The sequence below is a fragment of the Enterococcus sp. AZ015 genome (assembly GCF_050499225.1).
In the GTDB taxonomy this organism is placed as follows: Bacteria; Bacillota; Bacilli; order Lactobacillales; family Enterococcaceae; genus Enterococcus_D; species Enterococcus_D entomosocium.
This window is the reverse complement of the sequence record NZ_JBMHEX010000001.1, coordinates 842901-862185: the sequence shown is the minus strand read 5'-3', so window position 1 is coordinate 862185 and position 19285 is coordinate 842901. Positions and strand designations below refer to the sequence as shown.

The window sequence follows — 19285 nt, the reverse complement described above, 5'->3', positions numbered from 1 at the left end:
CATGTAATAAAACATATATCAACGTTTCACCCCACGTTGATAGGAATCATTGTACGCTTGAAAGGACTTATCGTGAAGTTTAGCCGCTGCATCTGCCAACCAGTTGACATTTCTGATCAACGCGCGGCCTTGTAAAACCAAATCCACTTGATTGGTTTGCAAAAGATATTCGCAAAGATCAGGATTATCCAATAAACCGACTGCTGCTACGGGAATATCGACCACTTGCTTGATGGCTGCAGCAAAGGGCACTTGGTAGCCATCATAGATCGGAATATTAGGCTTTTTATCCACCACACCACCGGTTGAGCAATCAAGACAATCAATGCCATCTGCTTGAAGCCATTGGGCTACTTGCTGCCAATCTTCCAACGAATTTTGGCGTCCTGGTTCTTCATAGTCTGTCAGTGACAAGCGCATCCACAATGCCCCAGAAAAGACCGCCCGAACTGCTTGTACCGTTTCTTTTACAAAGCGATACCGATTCTCTAAGGAACCACCATACTGGTCGGTGCGTTGATTGACGAATGGCGAAAGAAATTGATCCATCAAGTAGCCATGAGCCCCATGAAGTTCGATCATCGCGACACCCGCATTAGCTGCTCGTTGGGCAGCCTGAACAAAACTGTCTTGCACCCGTTTGATCTCCGCCAGGGTCATTTCTGACGGTAACGGGTAGCGTTCGTTAAAGGCAACGGCACTTGGTGCCAAAGGATTGGTGGCATCAACTGCTTTTCGTCCTGCATGGCTTAGTTGGATGCATACTTGCGCATTGAAACCATGCAGCAGTTCCACCAATTTCGTCAGTTCTGTTTGCTGTTCTTCATTCCATAACCCTAGATCATTGTTTGTGATTCGTCCGTCTGGTTCAACGGCAGTTGCTTCGATAATGATCAATCCGGCTTTGCTTAATGCTCGTGCCCCATAGTGAACAAAATGAAAGGGCTCCGCAACACCGTCTTCTTTTTTTACTTCATACATACACATCGGCGACATAACGACGCGGTTGGCCAATGTTAAATTCGCTAGCTTCACTGGTGACAATAGTTTGGACATTTTGACACTCCCTCAACGATTTTTCGCTTTGTATTTTTCTCTATATTCAGTATAAACAGCCCCTTCAAAAACACAAGCAATGACCCTTTTTCTCATTTTTAAAACAAAAAAATAGACGCATTCTGCTTGCTCCCATGACATTGGAACAATCAGCTGCCTCTTCCCACTATTATTATACCGCATCCAGAGTCAAAAAAATAGACTAGTATTTTTGGTGGATGCCCGTATAATTGAGTTACTTTGGAGAATGGATGTGAGTCTGAATGAACAACCTAAAGGCTGAAAAGAAGCATCTCGCAGACACGTACCAGCAATTGCTGACACGAAAGACAGTGCTGAACAGTTTCTTGACTGAAGGCAGAAAAAAAGATCGCCTTGCGATGCAAAGCATCGGCGAAGAAATTCGCTTAAACTTTGATAATTTTGCTGACCGTTTAGATACTTTTGCTGCCATCGAAAGTAAGAATCGTGAGATCGACCAAATGAACGCCGCTCTTCAATCTGCTGAACGTGAATTAGCTGCCATCGACCGTCTTCTGGATAGTCCCTACTTTGGTAAAATCTCCCTACAATTTGAAGATGAGGAAACGATAGAAGATTTTTACATTGGGATCAATGGTTTTGTTAATGAAAATAAGGAAGGGCTGATCTATGATTGGCGCTCCCCAATTGCCGAATTGTTCTATGCCAAACGCCTGGGTCCGGTCTCTTATCAAGTGAACAATCAGACGATTTCTGCCGTTCTTGAACAACGCCGTCAATTTATTATCGAAAAAGATCAATTGAAGCAAGCCTTTGATACCTCAGTGGCGATTCAAGATGACGTGTTACTGGCAGCCCTTGAAGCCAATAATAGCCAAAAAATGCAGGATATCACTGCTTCGATCCAACACGAACAAAACGTCATCATCCGTGACTTAGCGCATAAAAACCTACTGGTCAACGGTGTTGCTGGAAGCGGAAAAACTTCTGCTGTCATGCAGCGGATCGCCTTTTTGCTGTACCATTTTCGTGAAGAGATGACCGCAGAGAATGTCTTGATCCTCTCCCCGAATTCGCGGTTTATTGATTATATTTCGCAAGTGCTGCCTTCCCTCGGTGAAAAAAATCCATTGACGTTGACCATGCGGCAGTTTTGCCAAGCATTTCCTAGCGTTGACTTAGAATCGGAAGAGGGTTATTTTGACCGCATCCAGCAAGCACCCAGTGAAGCAATCGAACTTTTACGCAGTGCTGACTTCAGCCGCTTTCTTCAATCCTTGAGCAAACAGCTGCCAGAAGAACTTGTGCTTCAGTTTAAACCAATCAAAAGAAAAAACGTCGTCCTTTTTTCTGAAGAAACGATCGACACTTTCTTCCAAGAAACACCGAAACAGGCACCCTTGCGCGATCGCATCCAAGCTGTCAAAAAGAAATTGGCTTACGCTTGGGAGAAACGATTGCAAAAAAATGCCTTAGCAGCGAATGTTCACGACCAAGTTCGTTCTTTGACTGAAGATGAACAACGATCCCTTTTAGGGACAGTTTTAAAAGATGATTCAGAAAAAACGATTCAGAAAGCAGCCCTTCGCCTCCTAAAGAAAAAATATGAAAAAGTTACGAAACAAATCAACGACCTTACGTGGTTTGATACGAAACAATTGTTAGCAGACAGTGCCGACTATTTTACTCATGGACAGATCGCTTTGACGCAAACAACAGATAGTTTGGATTATACTGTTTGTCTATTGCTGATACGTCATTTGGTGGCCGAAAAACAACCTGTCCCTGCTTTGCGCTATCTCTTTATCGACGAAGTCCAAGATTATACGCCAGCACAACTGCAGTTTCTATTATGTCTTTTTCCTATGACCGCTTTCACCCTCGTGGGGGATCAGCAACAGGCGATTTTTACAAGTGCCATCACCGTATCAGAAATTCAAACGATATTTCAACAACAGGCGAAATCCCTCGAAACGTATCAGCTGACTACGAGTTATCGGTCTAGCGGTGCAATCACACGGTTATTTGCTCAAATGCTACCAAAAGAAACCAATTTAAAAATCTCTGCCGTTCGACCAGCAGGAAAGTTGCCACAGTTTTATGCCAATCTGACTGACGTTGCCTTGGTAGACATAGTAAAGGAACTTAAGCAGCCAGTAACGATCATCACAAAAGATAGTCGATCCAGTGAAGAGCTTAAACAATTCTTCGATAAACAGGCCGTGTCATTTCATGGAACGGTTTTACCGATTCATCTTGCCAAAGGATTGGAATTTAAGCAGGTTCTTTTATATGATGTTTCAGCAGAAAATTATCATACCGATCAAGATCAGCGGATTCTCTATACGGCGATTTCTCGTGCCATGGAAGAACTGATGGTAACTTCAAAAACGACCTTTTCACCGTTTCTCACTATTTGATAGTAGAACGAGAAACCTCCTATTTTCTATAGAATGTTGATAAGATTTGAGAGAACCCTGTCTTGTCTCTCCGGGTAATTCTCTTGTCTGACCGATTTAGAAAGCGGTCGATCAAATAAAAAAGCATCAACGCGATTGCGTTGATGCTTTGCTTTTGATTTGATTAGCGATGGATGTAAGTATATCCAGATGCGCTCAATGTTGCAGTGTTTGGTCCACCAGGACTGTCAAAGCCCATTCCGCCTTGAGAGATCGTGATCGTATTGTTTGATGGGTTGTATGATTCAACATAGGCTACGTGACCATAAGTTGGATCAGCAGTCCAAACGCCACCAACTGATTGACCAGCGGCAAAGACTACAACAGCACCGGCTGCTGGTGTACCATTGACAGTGTACCCATCAGCTGCAGCTGACGCACCCCATTGGGCCCCGTTACCCCAGTAAGTACCTACCCAAGGAGCACGGTTTTTCACGTACCAAGTACATTGACCCCAAGCATACATGTTCCCTGAGCTTGAATGATCTTTTCCGCCGCCTGTAGAAGTATTTCCGGTAGAATCATTGTTTGATGAAGAGTTTGAACCTGAGTTACTTGAACTTGAATTGCTTGAACCAGTGTTCGAAGAGCTTGTGTTCGATGAACTTGAGCTGTTAGAACTGCTAGTATTGCTTGAACTTGAGCTTGTGTTGCTTGAAGAACTACTTGTTGCTGTTTCAGTAGAAGCAACTGTATTTTCTGTCGTGCTCTCTGTTGATTGGGCAGCAGCTTCTTCTTGTGCTTCTTTCAAAGCAGCAGCTTGTCTTTCTTCTTCTGCTTTTTGAGCAGCAGCAGCTTCTTGTTGTTCTTTCAAGATACGGGCTTTTTCAGCTTCCGCTTCTTGTTTTTTCTTGTTCAATGCATCTTTGTCTTTTTCAGCAGTTGCTTGTTCTGCTGCTAAGTTTGCTTTCAAGACATTTAAATCAGCTTGTTTTGCTGCAATGGCATCTTTTTGTTGGCTAAGTTCTGCTTGGTTTGCAGCAACTTCTTGGATCTTGCTTTCGTTTTCTTTGACTTTGTCTTCAACATCTTGTTTGTCTTGTTTTTGTTGTTCAACTAAATCATTGTTTGCATTGACGATCGTTGTCATCGCTTGTACGCGACCGATAACATCCGTTAAAGAATCTGCTTCTAAAACAGCATCAATGAAATTGGTGCTTTGACCGTTAACTTGTACATCACGGGCTTGCTTTTGAATTGCTTCTTCACGTTTGGCAATACGCAATTTCAATGTTGCGATTTTGTCTTGCAATTTCTCAGCTTCTTGACCTAACTCAACTTGTTTTGCTTCTAATGAAGCAACTTTTGCACTCACTGTTTCAATTTCTGCTTCTAGAGAATCGATCTGTGATTGGGCGTCAGCTTGCTGACCTTTAAGAGAATTGATTTTTTGGTCTTGCTGCTCGATTTGATCATCAATGGAATCTGCAAATGCTAATGCAGGTGCTGCAACTGCGGTTAATGTTAGTGAACACACCATTAATGCTGATAACAAACTATTCTTCACTCGTTTTTCCTCCGACTAGCTGGTTGATTTGACAGATGAACTGCCTTTATAAAAACTTAATTTTGTCTAAGAAAGTTTAATGTTCGATTTAACGACAAATGAATTCTACCACAATGATATGACACACAGATAAAGGAAATGTTACAAAAATGTTTCAATCTAACACTTCCTTTATCTCAGCGATAAATAACAGAACAATTAAAGACCGTTAAATCAATGTTTCTGAATAAAACATCGCGTTTTCTTTTCATTTTCAAAAAATGATATTTTTTCTATTTTAGTTATTTTTATCACATAAAAGCACCTAAATAAGAGCACTTATAGTTTTTTCGGAATTATCTTAACAAGAAAAACTATGAAAACAAGAAATCTTTCAAAAAAAGACCCTTTATGTGACAAGATTCCTTTTCCTTCCTATAATAAATAAAACAAGCGAGGAGGGAATCGCGATTCGTACACACAAAAAATGGTTTTGGCCATTGGCACTTCTTACACTTTTTGTCACCTGTTTCCTGTTATTCTTTCAATTTCGTAAGGTGCATGAAGCCGATACACCTTTGCAACAGGCAAGCAACAGTGAGTTTTGGCTCTTAAGTGATATTCATTTTCTTTCCTCCACGCTTCATGATAATGGCGAAGCCTTTCAGACCTTCACGCAAGGAGCTGCTGGCAAAGAGATGATGTATCAAGAACAATCAATCGAAGCCTTCACCGCTCAAGCCTTAAAAGAGAAACCCACGGGAATTATTTTGACCGGTGATATGACGCTCAATGGCGAGAAAGCAAGTGCTCAAGAGTTGGCAAGATTGCTTGAACCATTGCAAGAAGCTGGCATTATGGTTTTAGCATTACCTGGCAACCACGAGATTTACAATGGTTGGGCGCGAGCATTTCAAGGTGAAAAGGAATACTATGCCGATCAAATCAGTCCTGAGGATTTTCAAACGATTTTTGCTGAAGGTTACGAAAAAGCCAACAGTATCGACAAGTCTTCCCTTAGCTACAGCATTCAGTTAAATGACAAGTATCGCCTCTTTTTACTAGATTCATGTATCTACGATTCTGAGGTTAATTGGGATGAGCCCACAACGAATGGTGAGTTGAAACCAGCTACTCTAACCTGGTTGGAGGAGCAATTAACCCTGACAAAAGAAGCAGAGCAAGTACCACTGGTCTTTTTACACCATAACTTGTTCAGTCATAATGAACTCTTACAAGACGGTTATGTTCTCGATAATGCCTCCAAAACTGTCGCTTTGTTGGACCGTTTCAACGTGCCAGCCGTTTTCTCTGGTCATATCCACATTCAAGACATTAACGAAGGGAATGATTCGCTTTATGAAGCAGTCACTGGGTCTTATTCAACAGCAGAATTAGGCTACGGCGTCCTTTCTCTTTCTGACAAAGATATCGACTACGAAGCTCGGCAGATTGATCTCGATGCTTGGGCGGCTGAAACGAAGCAAACTGATGAACAGTTACTGGACTATCAAAACTACCAGAAAAGTATTTTTGAAAATGATACCGACCAACTGGTCCGCGACCAATTGTCCGCCGTGTCTGAACTGTCAGAAGCCCAGATCACACAACTTTGCACGTTTGTCACGAAGCTGAACACGGCCCTTTTTACTGGCAATGATACTTACTCAGTCGAGGAAATAGCTGCCATCAAAGACTCCGAGGAGTATCAGTGGTTAGCGACCTATTCTTACTTTTTGAAGCAATATGTCGATTCAATGCTCGACGATCAAACCGATGATCGCAAGCTGACGATCCCCCTCAAAGCAGAATAAAGCCAAAAAGTGTCTTCTTCCTTTCTTTTAGGAAAAAGACACTTTCTCTTTTCTAATGAACGATAGCCCTCTCGTTTGGGTAAACGAGAAGGCTATCTGACGAGTCAATATTTATTCTTTGAAAGTGCAGCATACTATTACTACTATTATTTATTTCTCATTTAAACGATACAATCCCTAACCTCTATTGTATCCTTGTAACTCTGAAGTTACGCCAGGTTTGAATAAATTTCTTCAAAACAAGTAACGTGTGGTACAAAAATATTTGTCGCTTATCAATAACTATACCACGAGACAGAGTGCAAATGGAAGAAAACGTACTTATTCTTAAACATTACTTAAACAAAAAGCTTTATTTTCATACAGTGTTGCCCTTTAAGAATTTTACGTGAAGCGATTAACCTTCCTGTCATGCATATCTGCTAACCATTCCTATACGGGAATTCCTTTTATTCAATAGGCAAGTCGTGCTGTTTTAAAAAAGATAATTTATCCCAGTAGCCTCTTTGAAATAAAATTTTATCATTTACTATTTGAAAAAAACCGCAGCCTCTCAAACCTAATGGGTCACGCCACTCTAAAATTGCCCATTGTCCATCTTCGAAAATGTTCTCAACGATACAAACCATTTTTGCGTTAGAAAAATCTTGCTCAAACATCTGCTTTATCGCTTCTTTCCCAATAACTGGCTCATTGGCAACCTGATGGTTTATTGCATTGTCATCATATAATTCTGAAATACATTCTACATCTGCTTGATTAAACGCATCAACCCATTGGCAAAGTATTTCTTTTGGCTTCATATAGATTCCCCCTCGATAGGTAATCATCTTTGTTCCCATCTGCAATAAAAAAAGTATCTAATTTGTATCAATATATTCTACTTTTGCAATTGATTCAAGACAATATCGATGAAACGAATAAGAATTATCGATCTTGCACATCAATTACTCTTGTATAAGTACGGGGGACCATACATTGAATCGTGGCATTTTCCACTGTACCTGTCTCTTTATTCTATTCAAATGAGACATGCCATTTGAATCACTAGCGATCATTGATTTTATTGATAGCGATGCTATTAAACCTGTTCAATCACTTTTTCATTTACTGTGAAAAGCATTTATTTATTAAATACGGTATATAGCCTCTCTTTCTGTTTTCCTCTTTTTATACGCTTATCATCGAATGAGAAATCATGGATAAGTAAAACGCAACGCTTAGGGTTAGTTGACTATCGAAAGCAAAGATGTACTATTTACCATGTCAGGCCCTCAAAGCCTGCAACTATTCTCTTGTAACAGATCCTGGAAACCTTATCAATTTCAATATTTACATAAAATAAAACAAAAAAAAGCGAGAACCCAATGGATTCTCGCTTGTTAACGTCAATTAACCTTTAACGATGTTTGTTGCTTGTAAGCCACGTTGGCCTTCTTCAACGTCGAAAGTCACTGCTTGACCTTCTTCTAAAGTTTTGAAGCCGTCGCCTTGGATAGCTGAGAAGTGAGCAAATACATCATTGCCGTCTTCACCTGTAATAAATCCAAAACCTTTATCTGCATTAAACCATTTTACTGTACCGTTATTCATAAACGTATACCTCCATATTACACATCGACTGTGTTTATTTGTTTGTAATAGAAAATGATGTGTAATTGAAGTGTGTATCAATAGAAAAGATAAACAAGTATTAACATATCAGAACTTTACCTATTCATCATAGCACGGTTAAAATAAAATAGCAAATAAATTTGGGCTTTTTTCTTGATAATAAGCGAAATTGTTAAGAAACCTTATGATTAAGCCTAGGAATTGCTTTATCTGGAAGAATCAAAAATCAAAGAGTTGCGCCGTTTGAAGCAATTACTTTTTTGTACCAATCAAAAGATGCTTTCTTGATGCGTTTCTTTGTGCCATTGCCTTCATCGTCTTGGTCGACGTAGATAAAACCATAGCGTTTCGACATTTGTGAGGTCGAAGCACTGATGATATCGATGCAGCCCCATGCCGTATAGCCGAAGACCTCGACGCCATCATGTAAGGCTTCATTGATTTGTTCAATATGCTGACGCAGATAGTCGATTCGATAAAAATCATCGATCGTGCCATCTTCGTTTACGACATCCTCTGCTCCCAAACCGTTTTCGGCAATAAACAAAGGTTTTTGGTAGCGGTCATAGAGTTGATTCAATGCTGTTCGCAACCCTTTGGGATCGATCTGCCAGCCCCATTTACTGCTTGGCAAATAGGGGTTTTTGATCCCACCAGTAATCAAATTCCCGACAGCACTTTCCAATCGTTCTGGATGCGCGCTGACTGCACTGGACATATAGTAACTAAAGGAAACAAAATCCACAGGGTTTTCCCGGATGACTTCTAAATCTCCTGGTTCGATCACCAATTCCACTCCTTTTTCTTCAAACATGCGGTTGGCATATGCTGGATAATAGCCTCTTGCCTGCACATCACTGAAAAAGAGTGAGGTTCGTTGACTTTCGACTGTTTTTTGGACATCGTCCGGATCACAGCTGTACGGCGTTAATAATTGATAGCTGATCATGCAGCCAACCTTAGCATCGGGAATCAATCGATGGCAATAGTCAGTCACGATTGCGCTGGCGACAAATTGATGGTGCGCCCCTTGGTACTTTTCTTGTTCAATATTAAGATGGCCTTCTTCAATGATCCCAACACTAACATATGGATGGTGTTTGACACAGTTGATTTCATTAAAAGTCACCCAGTATTTGACTTTCTTTTGGTATCGCTCAATCACCGTCTTGGCAAAACGGACATGAAAGTCGATCACTTGCCGATTCGGCCATCCTCCATACTCAGTCACTAAATACAAAGGCATCTCATAATGGGATAGTGATACCACTGGTTCAATCCCATACTTCAAACATTCATCAAAGACTGCGTCGTAAAATGCCAATCCAGCTTCGTTTGGCTCTACCTCATTCCCCTTTGGAAAGATCCGTGTCCAAGCAATTGACATCCGATAGGCTTTGAAGCCCATCTCAGCAAATAAGCGAATATCTTCTTTAAAGTGATGATAAAAATCGATGCCCTGTCTTTTCGGATAGTATTTCGTGCTGTTAGGATCCTGTGCTTCTGCAACTTGCTGATGAGTCATCATATGCCATTGGTCAGTCCAACGTTCTTTCGGCATTGAGGAATCGAACAGATAGACATCAGAAACCGACAAGCCTTTTCCATCGATCCCAGAGCCTCCTTCAACTTGGTTGGCAGCTGTTGCTCCCCCCCAGAGGAAATCTTTTGGAAAATAACTTTTCATTTTACTTGCCTCCTTTCAAAAATGATTCGTACGCCAACGCTTCCCCATTCGTGGCGATCACTTGCTGATAATACGCAAAACTAGCTTTTTTCTTGCGGGAAAGATCTCCGCTACCATCATTTTGCTTATCGACATAGATAAAGCCGTATCGTTTTTCCATCTCTCCTGTCCCCGCAGAAACGATATCGATCGGTCCCCACCATGTATAGCCTAGAATCGTTGCGCCATCTTTGATCGATTCCGCCATTGCCTTTACATGGTCTTTCAAATAAGCCATCCGTTCTTCATCGACGATCGATCCATCTTCATTGACAACATCCTTTAAACCAATTCCGTTTTCAACGATAAATAATGGTTTTTGATAGCGATCAGTCAATTCGCTGCAAACATAGCGTAATGCCAACGGATCGATCGGCCATCCCCAAGCAGTTTCTTTTAGGTAAGGATTCTTTTTCCCCAATAATCCGCCAGTATTGCCTAAAATTTTCATGCCCGCTTCATGCAATGAGCTGCGGTAAAAACTAAAGCCTAAATAATCGCAGGTCCCCGCTTTAATGATCGCTAGATCTTCTTCTGTAATGTCCAGCAACAGATGATTATCCTTCACGATGCGGTCGAAGTATTCAGGATACGCTCCTCGCAATTGCACATCACTATAAAACAAAGAACGACGGCGCAGTTGATACGATTCAAAAACATCTTGCGGGTTGCACGTTGCAGGATAAATCGGACTCAGTGACAGCATACAGCCAATCTGATTGTTTTCATCTACTGCCTTCCCATTCAGAACTGCTTTGGCACTTGCAACAAACATATTATGACTCGCTTGATAAAGTGCCTGTAATTTTTCTTCTTCAGTCTCGAAAGAAAACACATCGATACCTGCTGCGAGTAAAGGGATCGTATGGGTATGGTTGATTTCATTGAAAGTCATCCAATATTTCACTTTCCCTTTATAGCGTGCAAAAACCACTTTTGTATACCGATCAAAAAAATCGATCAGTGCACGATTTTGCCAACCACCATATTTCGTTACCAAATGCAGTGGTGTCTCAAAGTGAGCTAACGTAACAACTGGTTGGATCCCTTTTTCATTCAAGGCATCAAATAAATCATCATAAAATTGTAAACCTGCTTCATTCGGTTCCGTCTCATCCCCATTCGGAAAAATGCGACTCCAAGCAATTGAGGTACGCAAACACTTCAAGCCCATTTCCGCAAACAGTTCAATGTCTTCTGGGTACCGATGATAAAAGTCGATGGCTTCATGGCTCGGATAAAAGTTTTCCTCTTCAAGCTGCAGTGAAACTTGCTCAATACGTTTTTCACCAACTGGTAAAATATCTGCTACGCTTAATCCTTTTCCTCCTTCCAAATAAGCTCCTTCGGCTTGATTTGCGGCGATTGCGCCGCCCCATAGGAAATTTTTTGGAAATACACTCATGAAATCGCTCCTTTTAATAAATCATTTGCTACCAATGCGGTAACGTCTTTTTTCGCTTGATCCACAACTGTCAATGCATCTTCTTTGATCACACTGGTAAAGACCAACATGGTTGTCGGATCATATCCTTTTTCAATAATTTTTGCTAAGTCAAAGGTGCCAATTTTTTGCCCCTTCACGACTTGATCCCCTTGTTTCACCGAAATCTCAAACACGTTTTTTGCTAAATCAACCGTGTCTAAGCCGATATGAACCAACACTTCCGTCCCAGCAGCTGATTGGATCCCAAAAGCATGTCCAGTTGGAAACACTGTCACAACCGTACCAGTAAGTGGCGCATAAATATCGCCGGCTGATGGATAAACGGCTAATCCATCTCCCATTGCTCGAGAAGAAAATACTTCATCTTTGACATCATCAAGCGTGATCGCTTCACCAGCAACTGGTGTCATCACTTGCAGCCCTGCACCTTCTTCTAAAACAGGTTCTAGCGTTTCTTCAAATCCTAATACATAGGTCAAAATAGCAGTACCGAAGAACGCAAAGGCAATGCCGATCAAATAGTACACAAAGGTGTCCCCAAAGAAAGCTGGCAATGTCGTCAATGCTGGAAAAACATAGACGATGGCCTTGGTTTGCATCATGCCCATAAACGCACCAGCAATGGCACCAACGATGGTTTGAGCAATCAACGGCTTTTTAAATTTTACCGAAAGTCCATAGACGATGGGTTCTGTAATTCCTCCAAGCAATGCTGGAAGCAAGGAAGATAGCGCCAGACCTTTGGTTTCTTTTCTGCGAGAGCGTAAAAATACACCTAAAGCAACCCCAGCACTCGCAAATGTTGCTGCTGCGATCATCGGGCGCAGCGTATCATAGCCATATACCGCTAGGTTATTGACCATGATCGGTACAACTCCCCAATGGATCCCGATCATTACTAAGAATGTCCAACCGCCACCGATCAACAAGCCAGCCAACAGCCCACTCTTATCGCTGATAAAGTTCATGGCATTGCCTAAACCGTCCCCAAGCATTACACCTACCGGTCCAATGATCAAAACGGTCAGAGGCACCATGATCAAAAGAGCCACTAGCGATAGAGCAAAAATCTCGATACTCTTAGGAATGATCCGTTTGAGTAGGCGTTCCAAGTGCGAGTAGATATAGATCGAAACGATCGCTGGAATCACGGTACCCGAATACCCCATCAGCACAGCTGGGATGCCAAAGAAATCAACCGTCACACCGTTTTCCGTCACCATTGCTGTAAAATTCGGCTCCAGCAACGCCCCAACGATTGCTAAAGCAATAAACATATTGACTTTGAAAATCCGCGCTGCACTGATCGCTAAAAATAAAGGCAAGAAATAAAAGACACTATTGCCAGCAGCAGCTAATATTTTATAGGTGCTTCCTTCTGCGTCCATCAAATGATAGGTCGTAAAAACAACTAGTAAAGCTTTCAACATCCCTGCCCCTGCAAGCGCAACAATGATTGGATTAAAGATCGCAGACAATACATTGAAGAATCGGATAAATACATTGCCTTGTTTTTCTGTTGATTCTTCGGCATCTCCATCACTTTCCAAAGCGTTTTGGATCGAATACTTGCTCATGATCGTTTGAAAAACATCTGCCACATGATTCCCGATCACGACTTGAAACTGGCCATTTCCTTCAATGACTGACAATACCCCATCAAGCTGCTGGATTTTTTTCTTATTTTTTCGTGCCAACTCGACATCTTTCAACTTAAAACGCAATCTAGTGATGCAATGATACAGGCTAACGATATTTTGTTCCCCACCGACCTGTGCTATAATTTCACTAGCAAGTTTTGAATAATCTTTTGCCAAATGACTCACTCCCGTGTTTGATTTATAAAGCGCTTTATGGCGTTACTATAGCAGATTTTTTTCTCTCACCTGCGAAAGTTCGCAATTTGGAAACTGCTTACAAGAAAGGAAAGAAAATGGGCCTCTTAATCATTCGTTTATTGAATCTTTTAAATAATGCACCCACTGATTCCACCAACTACTATATCGGTTTGACCATGATCAACTATTACGATCAGATCCAAACTCTAAGTATTGGTGAATTCGCCGCTCTTTGCCATGTGTCAAAGTCAACCGTTTCAAAATTCGCCCGTACCTTAGGCTTTGATGACTATGGTGATTTAAAAGACAACGCAGCTTTCATCGAGAACCGCTTCAACAATCCGCTAAATTATCGCTCGAATATTTTGTCTGCTTTGGAGCAAGAAGGCGTAGACTCCTATTTTGACGCAGTGATACAAGACATCGATTATCTGCGGCATCATCTTGATCTGCCAGCCATCGAACGGGTCGCACAAGCAATTGTTTCGCATAAAAATGTCTTTGCTTTTGGAATATTATTCTCAGAATCGGCTGCTATTGATTTCCAGATCAAACTAGCTTACAACGGCAAGTTCATTCGGACCTTCCAAGACGATCTCGTACAGGAAGAAATCATCAAATCTGCCGATGAAGAATCGCTTTTTATTATTTTTACCAATTCCGGTGACTACCTGACCAAGCAACAAATTCGAAATGGAACGCCTCGAAAAGATTTCTTTGATCGAACCAAAGCCAAAGTCATCGTGATCACCGCCAACCCACAGATCTCGGAACTTCCCTTTGTCCAAGAAGCCATCATCTTCCCTCATCAAACCCATTTCCAAACCCATGCCTTTATGTATCAGTTCATCATGGATTTGATCGTATCGAAGTTCAAGCAGTTGACTGATCGAAAGCGAATGTAGTAATGACCCTCCATTATAGAAGAAGGGCATTTCTTCCATAATGGAGGGTTCTTTGTGAATGAGATGTCTCATTCATTCGTAAGCGTCACGCATTTATTCCTAGTTTCTTTGAAATTTTTTTAATCCTAGGCTGATATTTATTAAATTTCTCCTCATTTATGTTTTTTGTTTCACAAACTTCACTTCGGTATGGTATAATCATTTTGTTTTTAAGAAAACTATGGGAATACAAAGGAGAAGGAAACATGAAAAAAACTAAAATCACTTTAATCGCTGCATCATTGCTTATGGGAGGCACTCTTTTAGCTGCATGTAGTTCAGATAACGACACAGCTGCAAGCTCATCATCAACAGCAGCTTCAACTGCTGCATCAACTGAATCATCAGATGATGTTGTTTCAACTGCTTCTATCAGTGACCAAACTTCAGTCATTGAAAAAGCATTGGGTGCAGATGGTAACTGGATCGTTGCTGTAACTGCTGACATGACATTTGATAACGATGTAACCGTTGATGGCGAATTCCATGATAAAGGCGATGACTCAGCTGATATCTACCGTAAATTTGCATTGTACTCACAAGATGAAGACCGCAACGTAACAGCTGAGTACACAGTAACTGTTCCTAAATTGATCGTTAACTCAGAAAACTTCAACATCGTTCACGGTGTAATCAAAGGTGACGTTGAAGTGAATGCAAACGGCTTTGTATTGAACGGTGCAAAAGTTGAAGGTAACGTAACATTCACTTCAAAAGAATTCCAAGATTCAGCAACACTTGACGAAGATGGCGCTTCTGTAACAGGCGACGTAACAGTTAGCGAATAATCTTTCACTGGATTTCTGTGAAATAGATGAAGAAAAAACGAGGTTGACAAGTTGATCATTGATCCTTGTCAACTTTTTTTTGTTTTTTTATAAACAATTGCATCCGCTCTCATTACTAACATTGTGTAAGTAAGAACAAAGCACAAGAAAAAAACTGGCTTGCTTACGCAAAACCAGCTTCTTCTTTAGGCGCTTATTCTTCAATAACTGCCCACTTGTAATCGTATTGCGCACCGGCACCGTGAGAAACGACCCCTTTTACTTTTGGTGCACGTAAATGAGCTTCAACGTTTTGGTACACAGGGATAACCCCTTGTTGATCCATAATGATTTTCTCTGCATCCAACAAATCTTGCCAGCGGGCATCTGGATTGCCAGCATTTGTCGTGGCAGATGATTTCACTGCTGCATCGTACTCATCGCTTGTCCAACGACCTCGGTTGTATGAATTATCGGTTACAAATAGATCTGTAAAACTGCTGGCATCCGCATAGTCAGCACCCCAGCCACCCATAACGACATCAAAATCACCTGAGTTTGAACGATCAAGGCGAACGGAGAAAGGTACTGGACTTAGGCTAACTTTCACCCCATCAAGCGTATCTTGAATCGCACTTTGAATATATTCAATGGCTTTTTTGGTTGAGTCTGTGTCAGAGGCCAAAATTTCAAAACTTAAAGAATCGATTCCCAAAGCCTCTTTGGCTTTTTCCCAATGTTCTTTGGCTTTTTCTTGATCGTATTCAATGACACTTTCCGCTTCATCGACAAAATCAGTATTATCAGTTGGGTTAAAGGTCATTCCTTTTGGTATCAATCCTGTGGAAGCCAATGAACCATCACCTAAAATCGATGTCACTAATGCATCACGATCGATGGCATAAGAGATTGCTTTACGCAGATCCTCATTGCGAAATGGCGAATCTTCTTCTCGCTGATTCAACTCGATATAGGAAGTACGGGCTAATGGTTCTGACACAAACGCTTCATCATTGGCCATTTGCTGCGCCAATTCTCCTGTTAAGATGACGTCGTCCGCTTGCCCATCCTGGAATAGATTCAAGGAGGTCGATGATTCTTTTACAACACTGACATTGATCGTATCAAGTTTCACCGTATCTTTATCCCAATATTGGTCGTTCTTTTCATATGACCATTCTGTATCGGTTCCTGGACCATCAAAGCCAGCTAACACAAACGGTCCATTGTAAACGGCATTGTCGCTTGTTGAAGCATATTGATCGCCGTTGTCTTCTACGACTGCTTGGCTTTGTGGGAAGAAGGATGGAAATGCCAATAAGTATTGGAAGTATGGCGTAGGTGTCGTCAGCGTGATTTCTAATTCATAGTCGCTGACTGCTTTGATCCCCAATTCTGAGGCATCTTTTTCACCTGCTGTTATCGCTTCGGCATTGGTTACGGGCGCAAATAAGTACGCATATTCAGAACCTGTTTCCGCACTTACGGTGCGTTGCCAGCCAAAGACATAATCCGCTGCTGTTACTGGTTCTCCATTTGACCATTTGGCATCTTCACGTAATTTCAATTTATAGGTCAGACCATCTTCACTGACTTCCGCTAATTCGGCGGCACCTGCTGGTTCGGGCTTACTATCAGCATCTAAGCGGTACAACCCTTCATACACATTATTTAAAGCACTGAAACTGATCGTATCGGTGGCTAAGGATAGATCGGCACTAGGCATTTCTTGTTGAACCACAACATTAAAAATTTGTTCGGCAGCTGCTGTCCCACTACCACTTGAACTTTCACCTGTACTTGATGTCCCTCCTGTTGAGCAACCTGCTAATACGATTCCACAAACAGCGATGACACCATATCCCCATTTTTTCTTCATCTTACCTACCCCTTATGAAAATCCAAAATTTTCAGAATTATTACAAAACTCTGAATATAAATAAGATTTTAATAAATATTAATTATAAAAGCAAGCTATTTTTCTCATTTTATTATTATTTATTTTTTATGTTAACACTGCATGTTATTATTTATGACACAAAAACAAAAAACACAAAGCGAAAGAGATCGCGCTTTGCGTTTTTTTATCTTTGGATAGAAAAGTGGATTACTCCATTTTATAGCTTTGACGCGTCACTTTACCCTCTCGTACCGCAGCGATAATAGTTGGAATAGCCCCAATCGCCGTAAAGAGATAGACCAGACCTAAGTTCCCGTAATATTGACTCGCTTCCAAATACCCTTCACGAATCAAATCAGGTAAAATACGGAAAGCGTAGAAGACATCAACGTCCGTGTAATAATTCGCTACACTGATCGACCAGTCGATACGATTCCCGACATAGACCATAATGATCATGACGATGATACTACTAATAATACCTTTTGTACTGAGTTTTCCACCTAATAATTCATACCCTTTGATGGCACAGATCGCCATTGCGATTCCAGACAATGCAGCTACATATCCCAGTTGTCCTAATAAAATAATTGCGCCGGCACCAATCAGTGAACCAAGAAACGCGCCCACTGTTCCAGCTAGCCAATTTTCTTTTTTCTGCCCTTTTTCCCGTTCTTGTGCAAGGACCGCTTCTTGTTGTTTCTTAAAGCAAGCTTCACACGCAATGACGGGAGTGCCGCCAATAGCATACAGCGAAACCGGCTCAGTGATCGTTCCGCAGAAGGTACAAGCATTTTGGTAACCTTTCGTCTTCAAGAAATTCGTCAATTGGTCCAACGCAGTACAGATCTTGTCCACAGTTTTCCCTGCAGTCATCGCTCCGCGTAATGTATAGGCAACTTGATATCCTTGGATCACACAGTCGGTGATCTCTTTTGACTCACTTAAAACTTCTTTGACTTCTTCTTGGTTCGGAAGTTCCCCCTCTTTGCTAAGGGAAAAATGAGCCACAAGAGAATAACTATTGTTATTCTCTTGAACTAAAAAAAGTTTATAACTATGATACGTTCCATAAATCACCCCGGTGGAAGTATCAACTGAGAGCCCCAACGGCTCGGCAAATTTGGTCAATGTCTTCTCGATCTTCTTATTCATTTTTCTCCTTCTTTCCAACAAACACTTACCTTTTTAGGTATAGCTAAAAGTTTAAGGAGAGTAGAAATGAAAGTCAATCAATTTGTTCAAAAAACCTAGTTTTTTTATTTATTCTGTGACAAATCGCCGCAATGCATCAGCAACCCCATGGTCTGTATTGCTAGCCGTCACAAAATCAGCTTTTGCTTTGACCAAATCGGGCGCATTCTCCATCGCAACACCGATACCGGCTGAAGCAATCATTGGCAGGTCATTAAAATTATCGCCGATCGCTAAGGTTTGCGCCAGCGGCACTTGGAAATAGGCCGCTAATTCATTTAGCGCCTTATCTTTTCCCACAGCTTGATGAGTGACTTCCAAATAATTCTCTTTGGATAAATAAAAGGCGCTTTCTAAAAAGTCAGCGTTCTGGCAGGCAGCATGAAGCGCTTGGATTTCTGCCGTTGTGCCGATCAAAAGAAACTTATGTACCTCAAAAGCTTCTTGTGCCAACAGTTGTTCCAATGAAGTTTCCAAAGGGGTCTCTTTGGTGATCTCCGCTTCTGCCTGTGCCCACTGATCCACTCTTTCGCAATACCACTGATCACCAGAGTAGACATTGATGGAAACGGTAGGAAAATCAGCTTTGATGCGAGCAACCAAAGTCTTTGCTTCTGCTTTTTTGACCTCATGACTAAATATTGGTACAAGCGTACCCGTATGATCGTACCGTCCAATCAGGGCACCGTTGTAGCAAGCCAAGGGCCAGTCTTCTATCTCTAATTCTTCAGCTATCGGTAGCATTCCTTTCGGGGAGCGAGCGGAAGCCAAAACAAAAGGAATCGCTTGCTGCTTCAACCGTTTGATTTCTTCAATCAAAACCGGATCGATTTGATGTTTATGATCCAAGATCGTCCCATCGATATCACTTAAAATAAACCCAATCTGCTTTTTTTCCAAATAAACCATCCTTTCCCATTCCCCATCCTTTTTACGAAAGCGAATTGATCCATCGCTTTCGACCAAAACAAGCGCCGTTTCCATAAAACGAAAACAGCTTTCTTGTCCTTCTTTGCTTCCAGTTTACCATACTAGCCAATGAAAAAAAGAGTGCATCG

14 protein-coding genes are annotated in these 19285 nt (G+C 41.4%); 4 read left to right on the top strand and 10 right to left on the bottom strand.

Translation table 11 applies throughout. The annotated features are described in order from the left end of the window. Positions 1 to 18: 18 nt before the first annotated feature. On the bottom strand, positions 19 to 1056 hold the full coding sequence (locus IGK85_RS03885; protein WP_008377285.1) for an NADH:flavin oxidoreductase/NADH oxidase: 1038 nt from the start codon (positions 1054 to 1056) through the stop codon (positions 19 to 21). Between the two features lie 263 nt (positions 1057 to 1319). Here IGK85_RS03885 and IGK85_RS03880 point away from each other — a divergent pair, with 263 nt between their 5' ends. Continuing rightward, complete coding sequence (locus IGK85_RS03880) at positions 1320 to 3458, top strand: HelD family protein (RefSeq protein ID WP_429972140.1); 2139 nt, start codon at positions 1320 to 1322, stop codon at positions 3456 to 3458. 163 nt (positions 3459 to 3621) lie between these two features. Here IGK85_RS03880 and IGK85_RS03875 read toward each other — a convergent pair whose 3' ends face one another. Beyond that, the gene (locus IGK85_RS03875) at positions 3622 to 5004 is read right to left on the bottom strand and encodes a CHAP domain-containing protein (RefSeq protein WP_008377280.1); all 1383 of its coding nucleotides are present in this window, start codon (positions 5002 to 5004) and stop codon (positions 3622 to 3624) included. Between the two features lie 392 nt (positions 5005 to 5396). Between IGK85_RS03875 and IGK85_RS03870 the strand changes: the two genes are divergently transcribed. Beyond that, on the top strand, positions 5397 to 6797 hold the full coding sequence (locus IGK85_RS03870; RefSeq protein WP_008377278.1) for a metallophosphoesterase: 1401 nt from the start codon (positions 5397 to 5399) through the stop codon (positions 6795 to 6797). A gap of 449 nt (positions 6798 to 7246) precedes the next feature. Here the strand turns inward: IGK85_RS03870 and IGK85_RS03865 are convergent, their stop codons facing one another. From IGK85_RS03865 to IGK85_RS03845, 5 genes are all read right to left on the bottom strand, one after another. Continuing rightward, entirely contained in the window at positions 7247 to 7600 is a 354-nt protein-coding gene (locus IGK85_RS03865; protein WP_005237337.1) for a nuclear transport factor 2 family protein, read from the bottom strand. Between the two features lie 589 nt (positions 7601 to 8189). Beyond that, positions 8190 to 8390: a cold-shock protein gene (locus IGK85_RS03860; RefSeq protein WP_005225331.1), complete on the bottom strand. Its 201-nt coding sequence runs from the start codon at positions 8388 to 8390 to the stop codon at positions 8190 to 8192. Positions 8391 to 8637: 247 nt separating this feature from the next. Beyond that, entirely contained in the window at positions 8638 to 10098 is a 1461-nt protein-coding gene (locus tag IGK85_RS03855) for a glycoside hydrolase family 1 protein (protein WP_008377272.1), read from the bottom strand. Position 10099: 1 nt separating this feature from the next. Beyond that, positions 10100 to 11542 (bottom strand): glycoside hydrolase family 1 protein, encoded by a 1443-nt coding sequence (locus IGK85_RS03850; RefSeq protein ID WP_005237340.1) that lies wholly within the window; start codon positions 11540 to 11542, stop codon positions 10100 to 10102. Continuing rightward, positions 11539 to 13410 (bottom strand): beta-glucoside-specific PTS transporter subunit IIABC, encoded by a 1872-nt coding sequence (locus IGK85_RS03845; protein ID WP_081487899.1) that lies wholly within the window; start codon positions 13408 to 13410, stop codon positions 11539 to 11541. Before IGK85_RS03845 ends, IGK85_RS03850 begins: the two co-directional genes overlap by 4 nt. Before the next feature lie 107 nt (positions 13411 to 13517). Here IGK85_RS03845 and IGK85_RS03840 point away from each other — a divergent pair, with 107 nt between their 5' ends. Next, on the top strand, positions 13518 to 14327 hold the full coding sequence (locus IGK85_RS03840) for a MurR/RpiR family transcriptional regulator (RefSeq protein WP_008377267.1): 810 nt from the start codon (positions 13518 to 13520) through the stop codon (positions 14325 to 14327). Positions 14328 to 14572: 245 nt separating this feature from the next. After that, positions 14573 to 15154, top strand: a complete 582-nt coding sequence (locus IGK85_RS03835; protein WP_005237347.1) for a polymer-forming cytoskeletal protein — start codon at positions 14573 to 14575, stop codon at positions 15152 to 15154. Positions 15155 to 15347: 193 nt separating this feature from the next. Here the strand turns inward: IGK85_RS03835 and IGK85_RS03830 are convergent, their stop codons facing one another. The 3 genes from IGK85_RS03830 to IGK85_RS03820 form a co-directional block, all read right to left on the bottom strand. Then, a complete protein-coding gene (locus tag IGK85_RS03830) occupies positions 15348 to 17012 on the bottom strand; it encodes a peptide ABC transporter substrate-binding protein (RefSeq protein WP_005237349.1) in 1665 nt (554 codons plus the stop codon). Positions 17013 to 17240: 228 nt separating this feature from the next. Next, complete coding sequence (locus IGK85_RS03825) at positions 17241 to 18188, bottom strand: hypothetical protein (protein ID WP_008377262.1); 948 nt, start codon at positions 18186 to 18188, stop codon at positions 17241 to 17243. Between the two features lie 108 nt (positions 18189 to 18296). Then, on the bottom strand, positions 18297 to 19136 hold the full coding sequence (locus tag IGK85_RS03820; protein ID WP_008377260.1) for a Cof-type HAD-IIB family hydrolase: 840 nt from the start codon (positions 19134 to 19136) through the stop codon (positions 18297 to 18299). Positions 19137 to 19285: the final 149 nt, after the last annotated feature.

Coding starts and splice junctions, on each gene's coding strand:
- IGK85_RS03885 (WP_008377285.1), bottom strand. CDS start 1,056: ATGTCCAAACTATTGTCACCAGTGAAGCTAGCGAATTTAACATTGGCC.
- IGK85_RS03880 (WP_429972140.1), top strand. CDS start 1,320: ATGAACAACCTAAAGGCTGAAAAGAAGCATCTCGCAGACACGTACCAG.
- IGK85_RS03865 (WP_005237337.1), bottom strand. CDS start 7,600: ATGAAGCCAAAAGAAATACTTTGCCAATGGGTTGATGCGTTTAATCAA.
- IGK85_RS03860 (WP_005225331.1), bottom strand. CDS start 8,390: ATGAATAACGGTACAGTAAAATGGTTTAATGCAGATAAAGGTTTTGGA.
- IGK85_RS03855 (WP_008377272.1), bottom strand. CDS start 10,098: ATGAAAAGTTATTTTCCAAAAGATTTCCTCTGGGGGGGAGCAACAGCT.
- IGK85_RS03850 (WP_005237340.1), bottom strand. CDS start 11,542: ATGAGTGTATTTCCAAAAAATTTCCTATGGGGCGGCGCAATCGCCGCA.
- IGK85_RS03840 (WP_008377267.1), top strand. CDS start 13,518: ATGGGCCTCTTAATCATTCGTTTATTGAATCTTTTAAATAATGCACCC.
- IGK85_RS03835 (WP_005237347.1), top strand. CDS start 14,573: ATGAAAAAAACTAAAATCACTTTAATCGCTGCATCATTGCTTATGGGA.
- IGK85_RS03830 (WP_005237349.1), bottom strand. CDS start 17,012: ATGAAGAAAAAATGGGGATATGGTGTCATCGCTGTTTGTGGAATCGTA.
- IGK85_RS03825 (WP_008377262.1), bottom strand. CDS start 18,188: ATGAATAAGAAGATCGAGAAGACATTGACCAAATTTGCCGAGCCGTTG.
- IGK85_RS03820 (WP_008377260.1), bottom strand. CDS start 19,136: ATGGTTTATTTGGAAAAAAAGCAGATTGGGTTTATTTTAAGTGATATC.